The sequence below is a fragment of the Streptomyces sp. NBC_01006 genome (assembly GCF_045162725.1).
GTDB lineage: Bacteria > Actinomycetota > Actinomycetes > Streptomycetales > Streptomycetaceae > Streptomyces.
The window spans coordinates 8,293,179-8,309,471 of sequence record NZ_CP108700.1; the positions used below are offsets into that span (position 1 = coordinate 8,293,179).

At 70.0% G+C, this 16,293-nt stretch carries 15 protein-coding genes; 8 read left to right on the forward strand and 7 right to left on the reverse strand.

The annotated features are described in order from the left end of the window. Positions 1 to 818: 818 nt before the first annotated feature. Positions 819 to 2,453: a sigma-70 family RNA polymerase sigma factor gene (locus OG509_RS37780; protein WP_406187095.1), complete on the forward strand. Its 1,635-nt coding sequence runs from the start codon at positions 819 to 821 to the stop codon at positions 2,451 to 2,453. A 194-nt stretch (positions 2,454 to 2,647) separates the two neighbouring features. Here the strand turns inward: OG509_RS37780 and OG509_RS37785 are convergent, their stop codons facing one another. From OG509_RS37785 to OG509_RS37810, 6 genes are all read right to left on the reverse strand, one after another. Further along, positions 2,648 to 3,337, reverse strand: a complete 690-nt coding sequence (locus tag OG509_RS37785; protein WP_406187096.1) for an N-acetylmuramoyl-L-alanine amidase — start codon at positions 3,335 to 3,337, stop codon at positions 2,648 to 2,650. 375 nt (positions 3,338 to 3,712) lie between these two features. Then, positions 3,713 to 4,615, reverse strand: coding sequence for a xanthine dehydrogenase accessory protein XdhC (gene xdhC, locus OG509_RS37790; RefSeq protein ID WP_406187819.1), 903 nt, complete (start codon positions 4,613 to 4,615; stop codon positions 3,713 to 3,715). A gap of 1 nt (position 4,616) precedes the next feature. After that, entirely contained in the window at positions 4,617 to 7,016 is a 2,400-nt protein-coding gene (xdhB, locus tag OG509_RS37795) for a xanthine dehydrogenase molybdopterin binding subunit (RefSeq protein ID WP_406187097.1), read from the reverse strand. Next, positions 7,013 to 8,506 carry a xanthine dehydrogenase small subunit gene (locus OG509_RS37800; protein ID WP_406187821.1) on the reverse strand — a complete coding sequence of 498 codons (1,494 nt, stop codon included), beginning with the start codon at positions 8,504 to 8,506 and terminating at the stop codon, positions 7,013 to 7,015. Before OG509_RS37800 ends, xdhB begins: the two co-directional genes overlap by 4 nt. Positions 8,507 to 9,303: 797 nt before the next feature. After that, on the reverse strand, positions 9,304 to 9,573 hold the full coding sequence (locus tag OG509_RS37805) for an amphi-Trp domain-containing protein (protein WP_406187098.1): 270 nt from the start codon (positions 9,571 to 9,573) through the stop codon (positions 9,304 to 9,306). 186 nt (positions 9,574 to 9,759) lie between these two features. Beyond that, positions 9,760 to 11,124: a diacylglycerol/lipid kinase family protein gene (locus OG509_RS37810; RefSeq protein WP_406187099.1), complete on the reverse strand. Its 1,365-nt coding sequence runs from the start codon at positions 11,122 to 11,124 to the stop codon at positions 9,760 to 9,762. Between the two features lie 648 nt (positions 11,125 to 11,772). Between OG509_RS37810 and OG509_RS37815 the strand changes: the two genes are divergently transcribed. The 3 genes from OG509_RS37815 to OG509_RS37825 are packed head-to-tail and all read left to right on the forward strand — an operon-like array spanning position 11,773 to position 13,399. Beyond that, positions 11,773 to 12,204 carry a hypothetical protein gene (locus tag OG509_RS37815; RefSeq protein WP_406187101.1) on the forward strand — a complete coding sequence of 144 codons (432 nt, stop codon included), beginning with the start codon at positions 11,773 to 11,775 and terminating at the stop codon, positions 12,202 to 12,204. Beyond that, a complete protein-coding gene (locus OG509_RS37820) occupies positions 12,198 to 12,431 on the forward strand; it encodes a helix-turn-helix transcriptional regulator (RefSeq protein ID WP_387282644.1) in 234 nt (77 codons plus the stop codon). Before OG509_RS37815 ends, OG509_RS37820 begins: the two co-directional genes overlap by 7 nt. After that, positions 12,428 to 13,399, forward strand: a complete 972-nt coding sequence (locus OG509_RS37825; RefSeq protein ID WP_406187102.1) for an NAD(P)-dependent alcohol dehydrogenase — start codon at positions 12,428 to 12,430, stop codon at positions 13,397 to 13,399. Before OG509_RS37820 ends, OG509_RS37825 begins: the two co-directional genes overlap by 4 nt. A 227-nt stretch (positions 13,400 to 13,626) precedes the next feature. Here OG509_RS37825 and OG509_RS37830 read toward each other — a convergent pair whose 3' ends face one another. After that, positions 13,627 to 14,241 (reverse strand): TetR/AcrR family transcriptional regulator, encoded by a 615-nt coding sequence (locus OG509_RS37830; RefSeq protein ID WP_406187103.1) that lies wholly within the window; start codon positions 14,239 to 14,241, stop codon positions 13,627 to 13,629. 37 nt (positions 14,242 to 14,278) lie between these two features. Between OG509_RS37830 and OG509_RS37835 the strand changes: the two genes are divergently transcribed. From OG509_RS37835 to OG509_RS37850, 4 genes are all read left to right on the forward strand, one after another. Next, complete coding sequence (locus OG509_RS37835; RefSeq protein WP_406187104.1) at positions 14,279 to 14,605, forward strand: rhodanese-like domain-containing protein; 327 nt, start codon at positions 14,279 to 14,281, stop codon at positions 14,603 to 14,605. 385 nt (positions 14,606 to 14,990) lie between these two features. Further along, positions 14,991 to 15,383, forward strand: a complete 393-nt coding sequence (locus OG509_RS37840) for a peptidoglycan-binding protein (protein ID WP_406187105.1) — start codon at positions 14,991 to 14,993, stop codon at positions 15,381 to 15,383. Positions 15,384 to 15,461: 78 nt separating this feature from the next. Continuing rightward, positions 15,462 to 15,857, forward strand: a complete 396-nt coding sequence (locus tag OG509_RS37845; RefSeq protein WP_406187106.1) for a peptidoglycan-binding protein — start codon at positions 15,462 to 15,464, stop codon at positions 15,855 to 15,857. A 5-nt stretch (positions 15,858 to 15,862) separates the two neighbouring features. Continuing rightward, complete coding sequence (locus OG509_RS37850) at positions 15,863 to 16,276, forward strand: peptidoglycan-binding protein (protein ID WP_406187107.1); 414 nt, start codon at positions 15,863 to 15,865, stop codon at positions 16,274 to 16,276. The last annotated feature ends 17 nt before the right edge of the window (positions 16,277 to 16,293 follow it).

Sequence of the window (16,293 nt, forward strand, 5' to 3'; positions counted from 1 at the left end):
CGCCCCAAGCTACGCCAAAGGGGCCACGCTCCGCCCGCTCATCCGCAGGTAGCAGCCAGGGCCGAGTGGCGGGGCCTTACCTGCAGGAGTGCACTGGATATGGGAGCCCATGGAACGATGTAACGGAGGAGAGCCGTGCGACACTCACCGCTGCTTGCCGTAACAGGTCTTGCGCTCTCGGCTGCACTTGCCCTCGCGCCGGGCGCTGCCGCAGCGAAACCCCCGCCCGGGCAGATACCCCTGGCACGGATTTCGACACTGTGCAGACTGGACGGCACGGTCTGGGACTACGGCACAGGACGTCTTTCCACGAATCAAACTTCCCAAGCCTATTGCGCGGGACTCAGGCAAGGCGAAGCCCGTGGGGCGGAGGACGGCCGACAGTGCCGCCAGAAGAACTATCCGTTGTGGTGGCCCAATCCCAGCGAGGCGCAGCGTGCCCGGGAACGCGGCTACAAGACTGGTTACGACAGGAGCTATCAACGCGAGTGGGACCGCAACTCCTGCCAAAGCCAGCCGCAACCAGAGCCCTACTATCCGCCAGTGCATTAGCGTTCCACGTTCCCGCGGTACCGCACTCGCGCCTCTTGGCCTGTGGTCGGTACGTGGAAGACGGCGTGGCCGCGGCACGGTCCCGCGACTTTGCCAGGCCTTTGCTGAAGTCGTGTCAGTCGGGCGGTGCCGGATGAGCCTGGTTGCTCACGGGCCCTCAGAACGTGCACACTTGCGCGAATTCCGGCCGGGCGCAGCGTCGCACCCCACACCCCACCTGTCTGGCATTCGCCGTGCCGGGCATCAGCAAGTCAACGGGAGCAAGGTTGAGCACATCGGGAACTGCCCGCCAGCAGGACCTCCACGACCTCAGCGAGGCACAACTCTGCGCGCTGCTCCGCGAACGAGACTCGGCGCCCGATGCCGATGTCAGCGACGTGATGGGCGAGGTGTTCGCCCGTCACCACAACGCCGTACTCGCCTACGCCCGCACCTGCTGCCGCGACCTGGCCACCGCCAGTGACCTCGCGGCCGAGGCCTTCGCCCGCACCTACCGGGCGGTTGCCTGGGGGGCCGGCCCCGAGTACGCCTGGCGGCCGTACCTGCTGACCTGCGTGCGCCGGTTGGCGACCGAATGGGCACGCCGCGGTGCCCGCACACAGCTGTCGGACGACTTCGACACGTGGGCCGCCGACCTGTCCGACGGTCAGGACGTCGAGGGCGCCGCCCTGTTGGCGGAGGAGGGCTCGCTGGTCCTGCGGGCGTACCGGTCGCTGCCGGAGCGCTGGCAGGCCGTGCTGTGGCACGTGGTCGTCGAACACGAACCCGCGGCCGAGACCGCCCGGCGCCTCGGGATTTCGGCGGGGGGCGTCGGTTCCCTGGCGGCGCGCGCCCGGGAAGGCCTGCGCGAGGCGTACCTGCGCGCCCACTTGGACCAGAGTGCGAACGACGAGTGCCGGCACTACGGCGGCATGCTCGCCGCCGCGCTCCGCCGACCGGGCAAGCGCGTCACCCGGGACCTGGGACGGCACCTGCGGGCGTGCGACGACTGCGGACGGGCCGAGCGCGATCTGCGAGCCGTCAACAGCCGGCTTGGCGCGCTGCTGCCCGCCGGAATCCTGCTGTGGCACCCCGCCTCCTCCGCGCTGTCCGCCGGCGTGCACGGCGCCCACCACCTGGCAGCGGGCAAGTTGGTGGGGCTCAAGCTGGCCGCAGCGCGGTTCGGCGCGGGGAAGTGGACCGCGGCGGCGGCCGTCGCGGGCACGACGATGACCGCGTTCGCCCTGCTTCCGGCCGAGGAGCGGCCCGAGCGAGCCGCACCGGCGCCCACGGTCGCGAGCCCGAGCCCTGGCCCGATCCAGGAGCCGAACCCGTACCTCCTCCCCTCACCGACGGACTCTGCGCCACCGATCGTGACCATCGGCGCCGCCATGTCGGCCGTCGCCGCCCCGTCGGCTCCCGTCGCTCCCGTGCCGTCCTCCGCGCCGCCCTCGCCGACCCCCGCCCCCACCGGTCTGCGGTTGGTCAACACCAGCTCGGGGCTGTGCGTCGGCTTCGCCGGCAGCGGTACCGAGGGGCCGCTGCAGCTCCAGCCGTGCACCGGCGACGCATCCCAGGGCTGGCAGCGCCTGCCTGCCGGCCGGGACACGTACCAGTTCCGGAACGCGGGCACCGGTACCTGCCTCGACGGAACCACGGCCGGCGGAAACGTCGTCGACGTCACCCTTCGCACCTGCCGCTCCGGCACCGGCCGTGAGACGCAGCTCTGGAGGTCCGAACAGGTCGGACGATCCGGCGCCTTCCGGCTCTGGCTCGTGCCACGGGTCCCGAAGAGCGACTACGCCGACCACCTGCTGGGCCCGCGGAACTGGCCGAAGGCCGATCCCCCGCACCAGGGTTCGGCCCTGGTGCAGCTGCCCAACTACTACAACTCCGTCAATTTCCTCTTCACCCTGGGATGAGCGCACGGGCGAGCCGGCGGGGCGGTGCCCCCATTCTTCGGGGGCTGCGCACGCCGGCGAGCTTTCCGCGGAGCACTCGCAGATGATCCGACCCGTGCAACTGCTCCTGACGAACGGGCACTCGGCCCGCCCGCAGGTGACCCGGCGCGGCCACCCGCGCCGGGCAGCTTGGACCGGCGCCAACACTGCTATGCCTACCGGGCGTACCCGACGCGGACCGCGCTGAGTATCGCCCCCGTCTGGGCGGACCGGAGGGGGCCGGGGCATGCGTGGCCGCCCCAGTCCTGGCCGCCCATGCTGTGGATGCCGAACCCCTGGCCCAGTGGTGTGGAGGCGGGTTCGAGGGGCCACCCGTGCTGCGCCATGCCCCAGGCGTAGATCCGGGCGAGGGCGTCCACCTGCTGCGCGGTGAGCGGCCTACTCGCGAATCCCGAGGTCTCCACCGAGAGCCACGACGGGTTCCCGGCGCGCTGCGCCCAGGCGCGGTCGTGCGCGGAGACGTACTGTTCGATCTCGCCGGACTGTGACACCCAGAAGTGCGAGGAACACTCCACTGCCGGGTCGCTGAAGCGTTCGTGGAGCGAGTTCTCGCCCTCCTGCACGTGCAGGACCAGACCCCGCATCTCCCTGATGCCGCCCGGAGTGAAGTTCACCGTCAGCGGTTTGTGGGTGACGTCCGGCATCCACGCCTGCCCCCGTGCGGGAGTCGTTTCGGCGGGTGGCGCCGCCCCACCCTCGTCCTGCGTTTCCGCTCGGCCGGGCTCGGGCTCCCTGCCGATGTCGACGCCGACGGCGCCGAGAGTGGTGGCGATGAGTCCGCCGCCGGTGCAGGCGATGGCGGTGCGGCGCGACACCAGTCGCGGCTTCGGTTTGCGGTGGGTCACGCGCGCGGCTCCGGACGTACAGGGCAGGGAGCGGAGGTCCCGCCGCGAGGCCCGGATGCGATCGCCGGGCGGTACGGCCCGGCAGGCCGGTTCGGCTCCCTGACCCTGGCCTGTCGGGAACGGAGCATCGGTAGATCCTTTGCTGGGCTGAACGTTCTCCTCCGGAATACTTGCCGACCATTTATGTCGGAATGGGACCGGATGATGACCGTTTCGTGACAGCCCAACGGGTGTGCGCTCCGCTCGGCGTGCTGGCGCAGCGAGCCTTCGGTACGTCGGAGCGCGGGTTTCGGTACGGAGGAGAACCTCGTCTTGGGGCAGCGCCCTCAACTCCGGGCCTGGCGCGGGTCGCCCGGGTGCCCCGCCCGTGCTGTGTCAGGCGCTGCCGGCGACCGGAGCGTACGGCACCGCGGCAACCGGGTTCGGCACTGCCCGGTGGCGGTCCTGGTGGCGGCCTTGGTGCCGGTCCTGTTCGAAGGACCGGAGCAGGTCCGCCGCGACGCTCACCGCGATCGTGGCGGGTTCCTTGCCGGTGATCTCGGCGATTCCGATCGGGGTCTTGATCCGGTCGATGGTGGCGGCGTCGTGGCCGCCCTCGGTGGCCAGGCGCTGCCGGAACCGCGCCCATTTGGCAGACGAACCGATCAACCCGATCGAGCCGAGACCGGCGGTGCGCAGGGCGGCGTCGCACAGTGCGGCGTCCTCGGCGTGATCGTGGGTCATGATCAGGACGTGGGTGCCGGGTGGCAGCTCCGTGAGTACCTCCTCCGGAAGCAGTGGGGTGTGGTGTACGTGGATCTGCGCCACCGCATCTGCGAGCACACCGAGTCGTTCGTCGGTGAGCATGTCCGGGCGGGTGTCGATCAGGTGCAGGTCGAGGTGGTGGCGTGCCAGGATGCGTGCCAGTTCCAGTCCGACGTGCCCGACGCCGAAGACCGCCACCGCTTGGACCACCGGCAGCGGTTCGAGCAGTACGGTGACGGCTCCGCCGCAGCACTGCACGCCGTGCCGGCCGGTGACCTTGTCGTTGAGGGCGAATTCCATCAGCTCAGGCTCCGGATCCGGCCCCGGACCGGCCGCGCCGTTCAGCTCGCGCGCCCGATCGATGGCCACGGCCTCGATGTTGCCTCCGCCGATCGAACCCCAGGTTTCGGTCCGTCCCACGACGAGCTTGGCACCGGCCCGGCGGGGTGCGTGGCCGCGCACGGTCGCGACGGTCACGAGCACGCCGGGTTCCCGGCGTGCCCGCAACCGCGCGACCGCGGCCACCCAGTCCATGTCAGGCATTGCTCAAAGCACTTGCGTCGCCGGGGACCTCGCTGCCGCCGGGGACGCGACCGTCGTGCCGTACGCCCCCCTTGCGCGCGGCTTCGATCGCCCAGTACACCGCCTCCGGTGTCGCGGGGGAGGCGAGCTCCACACCGACTCCGGAGGGCCCGAACTCCCCGGCCGCCTGCCGCAGCGCCTCTCGCACCGAGAAGGCCAGCATCAGCGGAGGCTCACCCACCGCCTTGGACCCGTACACCGCACCCTCCTCGGTGGCGTTCTCCAGCAGCCTGACGTTGAACTCCTCTGGCATCTCCGAGAAGCTCGGCAGCTTGTAGGTGCTCGCGGCCTGGGTCAGGAGCCGACCGCGGTTCGGCCCGTCGCCGGCGTCCCACCGCAGGTCCTCAAGCGTGAGCCAGCCCGCGCCCTGCACGAAGCCGCCCTCGACCTGACCGATGTCGATCATCGGGGAGAGGCTGTCGCCGACGTCGTGCACGATGTCCACCCGCCGGATCCGGTACGCGCCGGTGAAACCGTCCACCTCCACCTCGGCCGCGGCGGCGCCGTAGGAGAAGTACTTGAACGGCGAGCCCTGGAACGTCTTCGCGTCCCAGTGCAGGCCCTCCGTCCGGTAGAAACCGGCCGCCGACAACTGGACCCGCTGGAAGTACGCGGTGCGCACCAGGTCGTCCCAGGCCAGCGCCTTGTCGTTGCCGAGGACGCGTGCGACGCCCTCGATGATGCGCACGTCCGAGGCGTTCGCACCCAGTTGGGTTCCGGCCACCTGCAACAGCCGGCCGCGCAACTGCTCGCAGGCGTTCTTCACCGCCGCACCGTTGAGGTCCGCCCCGGCGCTGGCAGCGGTCGCGGAGGTGTTGGGCACCTTGTCAGTACGCGTCGGGGCCAGCCGCACCTTGTGCAGCGGAATGCCCAGCGTGGTCGCGGCCACCTGCAGCATCTTGGTGTGCAGGCCCTGCCCCATCTCGGTGCCGCCGTGGTTGAGCAGGACCGAGCCGTCCTTGTAGATCAGCACCAGCGCGCCGGCTTGGTTGAAGGCGGTGAGGTTGAACGAGATGCCGAACTTGATCCCGGTGATCGCGAGCGCCCGCTTGGTGTTCGGGTGCGCGGCATTGAAGGCCGCGATCTCGCGTCGGCGATCGGCGATGCCCGCGTCGTTCTGCACCTGCTGCCAGACGGTGGAGATCCGTTCGGGGTGCAGGACCGGCTGTCCGTACGGCGTCGATTGGCCCTGCCGGTAGAAGTTGCGCTCGCGCAACTCCATCGGATCCAGGCCGAGCAGCGGCGCGCACCGGCCCATGATGTCCTCGATCACCAGCATGCCCTGCGGTCCGCCGAAGCCGCGGAAGGCGGTGTTGGAGACCTTGTTGGTCTTGGCGATGCGACCGGCGATGCGCGCGTGGGGAATCCAGTAGGTGTTGTCGATGTGGCACAGCGCGCGGGCCACCACGGGCTCGGACAGGTCCAGGCTCCAGCCGCCGTCCGCGGTCAAGGTGGCGTCCAGGGCCTGGATGCGGCCCTCGGCGTCGAAGCCGATCTTCCACGTGGCGTGGAAGCCGTGGCGCTTGCCGGACATGGTCAGATCCTGGGTCCGGTTGAGCCGTACCCGAACGGGCCGTCCGGTCAGCCTGGCGCCGAGCGCGGCGACGGCCGCGAATCCGTGCGGCTGCATCTCCTTGCCGCCGAAGCCGCCACCCATCCGCAGGCACTGCACGGTCACCTCGTGGCTGTGCAGGCCGAGCACGTGCGCGACGATCTCCTGCGTCTCCGAGGGATGCTGGGTGCTGCTCTGGACGAACATCTGCCCGCCCTCGTCGACGTGGGCCAGCGCCGCGTGCGTCTCGAGATAGAAGTGTTCCTGGTCGGAGAACTGGAACTCGCCGGTGAACACGTGCGCGGAGTCGTCGAAACCGGCATCGACGTCGCCGGTCAGCATCAAGGGCCGGGCGCCGTGAAAACTGTTCGCCGCGATCGCTTCCTGCAACGTGATCACGGAGGGCTGTTCGTCGAGTTCCACCTCGACGGCCGCCGCACCGAGCCGACCCGCCTCCAGGGTCTCGGCGAGTACCCACGCGACGGCGTGGCCGTGGAACATCACCTCATCGGGGAACAGCGGTTCGTCGTGCTTCATACCGGCATCGTTGACGCCGGGTACGTCGGCACCGGTCAGCACGCGGACCACACCGGGCACGGCGAGCGCGGGCTCGGTGCGCAGCGCGGTGATCCTGCCATGGGCCTTCAAGACCTGGACCGGGTAGGCGTGCAGTACGTCCTTGGTGCGGTGGACCAGGTCGTCGGTGTAGAGCGCGGCGCCGGTGACGTGCAGGTTGGCGCTCTCGTGCGGCATCGAAACGCCGACGACGGGCATTTCGGGGCGCTGGGACAGATGACTCATGACGACACCGCCTCGGTGGTTTGCGCGTACAGCTTCAGCAGGCTCTGGCCGAGCATCGCGGAGCGGTAGCCGGCGCTGGCGCGGTGATCGTCCATGGGCGTGCCCTGGGCCTGCAGCACCTGGGACGCGGCCTCGACGGTTTCCGCCGCCCACGGTTTGCCCTCCAGGGCCGCCTCGGTGGCGAGGGCTCGGATCGGGGTGGCGGCCACGCCGCCCAGGCCGATGCGTGCCTTGCGTACGATCCCGTCCTCGATGTCGAGCGCGAAGGCGACCGCCACGCTGGAGATGTCGTCGAAGCGCCGTTTGGCGATCTTGTGGAAGGCCGTGACGGGCGACAGCGGCAGCGGGATGCGCACCGCGCGGATCAGCTCGCCGGGACGGCGCACGCTCTGCCGGTAGCCGGTGAAATAGTCGGAGAGGGGGACCTCGCGCTCACCGTCGGCGCCGGCGAGCACCACCGATGCCTCCAGTGCGAGCAGCACCGGCGGGCTGTCACCGATGGGGGACCCGGTACCCAGATTGCCGCCGAGGGTGGCACTGTTGCGGATGAGCCGGGATGCGAACTGCGGGAACAGCTCTGCCAGCAGCGGGACGCTGCCGTCGAGGCGGCGTTCGATCTCTGTGAGCGTCTGCGCGGCCCCGATCTCGATGTGGTCGGATTCGACGCGAATCTCCCGCAGTTCGGGCAGACGGTCGACCGCGACCACACAATTCGCGCGACGGGAACGGATGTTCACCTCCACACCCCAGTCGGTGCTTCCGGCGACGACCACCGCGTCGGTCCGCTCGCGCAGTAGCTGCAGGGCATCGGCCAGATTGCTCGGCCGCAGGAACGTGCTGTCGTCCCGGGTGTATTCGGTGGAGACCGGCTCGGGCGGGGACTGCTCGCGGCGCCGCGCCAGGGGGTCGTTCTCGGTGGGCGTACCGACGGCGAACGCGGCATCGCGAATCGGGCGGTAGCCGGTGCAGCGGCACAGGTTCCCGCTCAGCGCGTGCAGATCGAAACCATTCGGACCGTGCTCGGTGCCGGTGCCGGTGCCGGTGCCGGTGCCGGTGCCGGTGCCTTCGGCCGAGTCCGGGTGCGCGCAGCGGTCGGGCCGGTAGTACTCGGAGGCCATGCTGCAGATGAATCCCGGTGTGCAGTAACCGCATTGGGAACCACCGCGGACGGCCATCTCCTCCTGCACGGGGTGCAACGTGGCCGGCATGCCGGACTCGCCGGCGGTGGCGAGACCTTCGGAGGTGATGACCTCCTGACCGTCGAGCGCCGCGACCGGGACCAGGCAGGCGTTGACCGCCACCCAGTCAGTGGGCTTGTTCACCCCGGGACGGGCCACCAGCACCGAACAGGCGCCGCATTCACCCTCGGCGCAGCCCTCCTTGGTACCGGTGAGGCCACGCTCGCGCAGAAAATCGAGCACTGTGGTGTGGGGTGCAGCCGGTGAAATCGGTGTTTCTTTCCCGTTGACCGTGATCCGTGCCGCTACCACGACGCACTCGCATTTCGACGTGCGGTCGATGTGACTGTCCAAGTCGCCATTTCAGGAGCTTTCTCGTTCGGTGGTCGCAGCTCGATAACTCCGAGCGCGACAAACCGGCACGCAACGACGTGCCGTAGATGGTGACAGAGATGGGAAGGTGCCGGGGCCGAAATCAGGCACGCCGGGAAGGGGGCTGCTCAGCAGCCGTGTGCGACACGACCGGGAGCCCAGGCGATCTGGTGTGCGAGGCGAAGCAGTTCGGAGATGGTCGACATCCGGCTTCGCCCCCTTCCACCAGTAGCTCGCGAGTCGGTGCGGTCGAAGCTACGTTGCCGCAGGTTCATCGGTCAAGCGGATGCAGGTCGATTCCACGAACGCAGACCACGTCGTGCGGCGGATATTCGTACGCGAAACCAGTGGTGCCCAGACCTGATCCGCTGCTCCACTGACCTCCACCCGGCATGACGGGCATGGCCCCGATGGGTTTGAACCGGATGCTCGGATCGTCATGGCGGCACTGACCCCATGTTCCGCGACCTCCAGACCTCAGCACTTCGTTTTGCCACAGCCACGAGAAGGTCCCTCGCGCTCATTGTCTGCCCGCCCGGGCAAAGCCGTCCTCTGAGGCCGGGCGGCCGGGGCGGGAAGCCGTGGAGGGAGGCATTGGCAGTTCCGCCGGGCCGCTGCTCGGTGGAACTCCTCAACGTCCCCATGCGGCGGCGCACCGGGTCCGGACGGTGGCGGCCGTGGCGCTGACCATGGCCCAAGGCTGCAGGAGAACGGCGAGTGCGGCCGCAGCCGAGCGCCTACTCCTTGCCGGCCGCTTTCCGCGATGACGTGGCCCCGCTCTGCGCGGTGGGCCACTTGAGTTCGATCTCCAGCTCGATCTGCCCGTCGCCGACTTCGACCTCGATTTCGGTGCGGAGTTCGTCGGGGACCCGCATGCTCAGGGTCCCGGGGCCGAGTTCCAGTTCGGCATTGCCGCCGTGCCTCAGCGCCTCCGCGAGCGCGGAGAGCTGATCGGCGGCCTCAAGGCGTGACAGGGAACTTTTCTGCTCAAACTTGAGGTCCTTCACGAATGTCTCCAATCCGCTGCGATCAGCGGGCACAACAGGTAAGGCTCATTGTGACGCGGCGCGGTAGGCCGGGCATCCCGGGGCGCGGGAGGCAGCCGGAACGCTCCGAGGGTCGGCCGAGCCGACGGACACCTCGGTGCTGGGACCGGGCGTCCGCCGCCTGGTGGCTGGTCCGGGGTGATGCGCTCAGGAGTCACGAGGCCCGCTCGCCGTCGGCTCGGGCCCCGGCCGCGGCCGGCTGAAGGCCAGGGCCACGACCTCACGCCAGTGCACGCGTGGACTGGCCGCCGACACCCCCGGGCGATGCCTCGGGACCAGTACGCGCAATGCGCCCGGGCGGATGGAACAGGTGACGGGTGCAGGCATGCTCAGGGCCTCTCCGTCCACGGCGACCGGGATGGACCCCGCGTCCGATCCGATGACGACCTGGCGGGAGGTCAGTACGTGGAGGCCGACCGCCTTGCTGCCGCGGAGCGCGATATCGGCGGCCTGGGCGGCGTTGTTCACCCGGATCCCGAGGACACCGAGCACTCCGAGGTCGAGCCGGGATCTGCGGAGGTCCGTGGCCATCGGTTCGGGGGCGGCGTAGGGGTTGTTGCTGATCAGCAGCGCCTGCTGGGACTCCAGACGCGCCCCGTCCGTCACCGCGTCGAGAGTGTGACCGGTGTATCCGAGCAGGAGGTCGGGCATCGCGTCCAGTGCCGAGCGCGCCTGCGCATCCCGGTAGTCCGGGCGCTGCACGACCTCCGCGTACACACCGAACGAGGCCGTGTTGACGAAGGTGTGGCCGCCCACGAGGCCCAGGTCGATCCTGAGTTCCTCCCCGTCGGCCAGCGCCTCCAGGCACCGGACCGGGTCCTCGCGGTCCAGACCGAGATCCATGGCGAAGTGGTTCCTGGTGCCTGCGGCGACCACCAGGAACGGCAGATCGTGCTCGGCCGCCACCTCGGCCACCCGGGCCTGAGTGCCGTCGCCACCCGCCACCCCGAGCAGGTCCGCGCCTTCTGCCACCGCCTGACGGGCGATCGAAGCGACGTCCGTCCTGACCGCCGGGTCCAGCAGCACGACCCGAGCGCCCAGCGCCTCGGCCTTCTCGACCAGACCGAACCGGCCGACCTTCCCACCGCCGGACTTCGGGTTCATGATCAGAACCGGACGCCGGGGGAGCGAGCAGGCGACCGCCACCATGCCCTGGGGTTGTCGCACCCCGCGCAACGCCGACTGCGCGCACACAATGCCGGCGCCCCACAGCGCGACGGCGGTCAGCACCGCGAGCCACAGGTCCGCCTGGGCGTAGACGATCAGGACGGCCACCGGTGCGCCGACCATGAGCACGGCCCCGACCACCCGCACCACCCCGTGGTGGGCCAGCATCCACCACGTACCCACGGCCGTGAGCGCCGCGCCGACCAACCCGGTCACGAGGACGAGCAGGCCGCCGGGGCCGCTCACAGCCACCAACGCCGCCACCGCGCCCAGTGCGCAGGCCAACGCCAGCCAGGCCGACAGCCGAGTTCGCGCCGGTGCGCCGGAAGGGTGCGACAGTGACATCGACCTCACGTCCTCTGGCAAGTCCTCATGCCGGCCGGGCGGCTGTTGCGGATGGATGCCGTCCACGGAGCTGAGCTGCAGCCGAGCGCCGCTGCAGCGCTGGAACCCCATCACGCGGGGAGCCTCGAAGGTGCGCACCGTGTCGGGCCACGGGTTCGTAGGGTGTTGTCGTACCGGTCATTCTCCTCCTTCAGGCGACTCCGGGTAGCGGACGGCTTCGAATGCCGCCTGTCGTACACCGAGACCGACTGGGACCAGTACGGTCGCCCGGCGAAGGACCGGCACGGGGGTGTGCGAGGACGTCCGGCCTGCGGCGGCGGCGCTCGGCCCAGACCCGCGCCCTTCGCGAAGGTGGTGTCGGGGGAGGGCTGTCGCTTCTGCGCTGCGGCTCGTATGGGTCGATGACGTCGCGGGGGCGTCGGTGGGCCCCGCGGCGGCGATCACCGCGGCCTCATCCGCGTCTGCGTTCCGGCCGAGGGCGATGTTCCCTCCGCGCTCATGGGTCAGGGGCGAGTCGAGTCCTGCGTGACAGGGCGAGTCCCGCTGCCTCTCAGCGGGTCCAACCGTGTATGAAATTCTTGACATGGTGCGTGAATGGTTTTACATTCCTCATGTCAAAAGTTATTTACATGGGAGCGGGGTGCGGACGTGGCCTTCCAGGAGAAGCGCGCGTGGATCATGGGGCTGGTCGCCATCGCCGGCTACGCGGTCTACCTGGCCGTCGTACTGGGGCGGGCCGGGAGTGGGGTGCCCCTGCCGGAGGTCGCGTACGTCGTGCCGCTGCTGTGGACGGTCGGTGGCGCGATCGCGGCGTCGATCGCCCTGAGCATCGCCGCCGCGATCACCTCGCCCGGTGAGGCCGACATCAAGGACCAGCGCGACAAGGAGATCGCCCGCCTCGGGGAGTACACCGGGCAGTCCTTCCTCGTCCTCGGCGCGGTGACCGCGCTGGCCCTCTCCATGGCCGAGGCGGACCGCTTCTGGATCTCCAACGTGATCTACCTGGGCTTCGTGCTCTCGGCGGTGCTCGCCTCCGTCGTGAAGCTCGCCGCCTATCGGTGGGGATTCCAGTCGTGGTGAGGCCGACCGGCATCACCAACCGGATCCGCGTTCTGCGCTTCGAGCACGCGGAGATGACCCAGGCGGCGCTGGCCGAGCGCATCGGTGTGACCCGCCAGACCGTCATCGCCATCGAGAAGGGCCGCTATTCGCCCTCCCTCGAAACGGCGTTCAGGATCGCCCGCGTCTTCGCGGTGCCACTTGAGCAGGTATTCCAGTACTCGGACGACGAAGGGGCGGCGCCGTGAAGGCGATCGTGCAGGACAGATACGGTTCCAGCGATGTCTTGGAGCTGCGGGACGTAGAGAAGCCGAAGCCGGGCCGCGGCGAGGTGCTCATAGCCGTCCGGGCGGCCGCTCTGGACGCCGGTGTCTGGCACCTCATGAGCGGGCAGCCCCATCTGCTGCGGCTGATGGGATACGGGTTGCGCGCGCCCAACGTCCGAGTGAGGGGCCGTGAGGTTGCCGGGCGGGTGGAGGCCGTCGGGGACGGCGTGACCGGACTGCGGCCGGGGGACGAGGTGTTCGGGATCTGTGAGGGTTCCTTCGCCGAGTACGCGACCGCTTCGCAGGACAAGCTCGCCCTCAAGCCCGCCGGTCTTGCGCTGGAACACGCGGCGGCGCTGTCCATCTCCGGGCTCACCGCGCTCCAGGCCCTGCGCGACACGGGCCGCGTCGGGCCGGGGCAGCGGGTCCTCGTCATCGGCGCCGCCGGCGGGGTCGGCACCTTCGCGGTGCAGCTGGCCAAGGCCTACGGTGCGCACGTCACCGGAGTGTGCAGCACCGCGAAGACGGAGCTGGTGCGCTCCCTCGGTGCGGACGAGACCATCGACTACACCCGCGAGGACTTCGCCGAAGCGGATGTGTCCTACGACCTCATCCTCGACACCGGCGGCAACCGCTCCCTTTCCCGCCTGCGACGAGCCCTGACCCCGCGCGGGACCCTCGTCATCATCGGCGGCGAGAACGGCGGCCGTTGGCTCGGCGGCATGGGCCGGGTGCTGTGGGCCGCCCTGCTGAATCCCTTCGTGCGCCACAGCCTCAAGCCGTTCATGGCCTCGGAGCTGAAGGCGGACCTCGACGTGCTCAAGCAGCACGTCGAGGACGGCACCCTGACCCCGGCGATCCACCGCACCTGCCCACTCGCCGGTGCGGCTGAGGCCATCGATCAGCTCCACAGGGGCGAGGCCCGGGGCAAGATCCTGATCTTGCCCTGACTCTGCGGCACAGGTCGCCTCGCGGTGAGCTGGTCCTGCGCGAGGGCGTGAAGGGACGGGCGGACCGTCGGGTGCGGTCATGGTGCTGATCTCCTTCGTGACGAGACATCTCGAAGATCAGCCGGTCGCATCGTCCATGCGGCACCCGCGGGAACCCGGCACGTACTTCCGGAACAGGCGGAACCCGGCCCCGCAGAACTCCACGCGCGCACACCAGGGCGGGATCGTCACATCACCGAGCGGGCGAAGCGGAGCAGGCCGGCACGGATCCGCTGTTCACCGAGCTCTGGCAGGAGTGCGGCGACGTGGTCGGCAGCCAGGGCGGCGAGCAGGGCGTGGGCGGCGTGGTCGGGGTCGGGTGCGCCGGCGAGCAGGATCGCCACATGGCGGTGCCAGAACCGGTAGGCCCCGATCCGGTACCGGGCGCCGACGGTCGAGGTCTCGGACATCCGGACCAATGCCAGATGGCCCAGCAGGTAGTCGAAGTACGCGTTGAGGAACGCGGCCAGGCGCTCGTCGGCAGGTGCCCCGGGGCCCAGGGGCGGCGGCCCGCTCAGGATCGCTTCCTGCAGCACGCGCTCGCGGGCGTCCAGCAGCGCGGCGGCCAGCCCGGACTTGTCGCCGAACCGGCGGAACAGGGTGCCCTTGCCGACCCCGGCGGCCGCGGCCACCTGATCCATGGACACCGCCTCGACGCCCTGTTCGGCGAACAGAGCGGCTGCCGCCTCCAGCACCGCGGCCCGGTTGCGGGATGCGTCCGCGCGCTCCTTGGGGGGTGGTGTGCGCAGCAGTTCCAACGGCATTGCGGAACCGGACCGTAGTCCGTTATCGTCGTGAGCCATAAGAGGACTGTAGTCCGATTCCTTTGGAGGCAGAAACATGACCGCACTCATCACCCGCGACGAGCTGACAGCAGCGATCGAGGCCGGCACCGTGACCGTCGTGGACGCACTCGGCGGCGAGTACTACGCCCAGCAGCACTTGCCCGGTGCCCTCGCGCTGATCCCGGCCGACGTAGACGCCAAGGCGCCCGACCTGCTCCCCGACCGTGACGCCGCCATCGTCACCTACTGCTCCAACCCGTCGTGCCCCAACAGCGGACAGGTCGCCGACCGGCTCACCGCCCTCGGCTACACCGACGTCCGCAAGTACCGCGAGGGAATCCAGGACTGGACCGAGGCCGGCCTGCCCACCGAAACCGCCTGACCTCTGACGAGGGGTGAAGACTCCGCAGGGAGCAGTCTTCGCCCCTCCCTAGCGGTCTCCAAGGGCACCCAGCCCGCTGGCGAGCGGCTCGCTCCCCCGCTCAAGGCCTTCGGGGACGCCCAGGAGCCTGACGCCGGTGCTGCCCGGCACGCCCTGCCTGCGGGTGGCCAACGTCGGCCCGGTCCAGCCCTGAGACCGGCGGCCCGGCGGCCCGGGGCACCGGGGCGCGCCCCGAGCCACGGGCAAGTCCCTGGGACGAGCCCCGGGAAACGGCTCTGAGCTGGGTGGACGCCCGTCCCTCGCATCCCGGGACGTGCGGGACACGGGCGGCGGCCGCGCCCCATGTGGCAGCTTTTTGCTGTCACCAGCGAAAGGCTCTTACGACATGCGCATACCCCACCCCGCGAAGGGCGTCACCTCGCTCCTCCTCGCGGCGGTCTCCGCCGGCGCCCTGCTCCTCTGCGCGCCGGCCGCCCACGCGGACGACTCCTCGTACAAGATCTGCAAGGACACGTACGGCACGCGCCTCTCCCCGGGTGGGTACACCATCCCGCGGTACAACTACTCCCAGGGCGACTCCGACGTCTGCGTCGCCGGACTCCAGGAGCTCGTCTCGCGGTTCGGCCTGACCTCGTGGGAGCAGAGCGGCGGCAACTTCGTCGACGGCGCCTTCGGTGCTCGTACCGACTCGGCCGTCCGCAGGTTCCAGAGCACCCACAACCTCGACCCCGATGGCGTCGTGGGGCCGCGGACCTGGGAGAAGCTCCTGACGGGCTGAGCCCCGCCCGTTTCTCGCGACTCTTTTCCTCCTCACTTCCTTCCGCTTCCAATCCTCATCGTCAGGAGACGCTTTTCCATGTCCTCGTCGCGCCGTATCCGCCCCCTCGCCGCCCTCGCGCTCGCCGCGTCCGCCGTCGGCACGCTGCTGGTCACCGCCCCGACCGCCTCGGCCAGTGACTACCGCGACGCCTGTTACCGCAGCGTCGGCACCCGCACCTCCGCCAACGGCTGGACCATCCCCGCCCGCAACTTCCAGTACGGCTCGTCGGGTGCGTGCGTACGCGAGATCCAGTCCGACCTCGCCTCGACCATCGGTATCGCCCCCGCCGACTGGAACGGTTTCATCGACGGCATCTTCGGGACGAAGACCGACGACTACGTGAAGGAGTTCCAGCGCCAGGCCCACCTGGACGCGGACGGCGTCGTCGGCCCCAAGACCTGGGAGGCGCTCATCTCCCGGACCACGGACTGATCGCCATGACGAACAAGGCAGCGCGTAAGCGCACGATCTGGGCGGGCGCGGTCGTCGCGACCGCCGCAGCCCTCCTCGGCGGTCTGGCCGCCGCCCCCGCCCAGGCCAGTTGGCTGGGTGAGCTGCAGGCATGCAAGAACGCCTACGGCTCCGAGCACTACATGGGCTGGGAGATCCCCACGGTCGTACTCGCCAAGGGCTCGTCCGGGGTGTGCGTCCGAGAGCTCCAGGAGGAGCTGCTTGAGGCCGGCGCCGTCCGGAGCGAGGACCAGCCCGGCTTCGTCGACGGCGACTTCGGTCCCAAGACGTACAACGCGGTGGTGAATTTCCAGCGCAGGACCTCGGTCAACGGCGGCGCGGACGGCGTCGTCGGGCGCTACACCTGGCACCACCTGATCGCCACCGTCTACTTCGAGTAGTCGGTCGGCATGCCCGC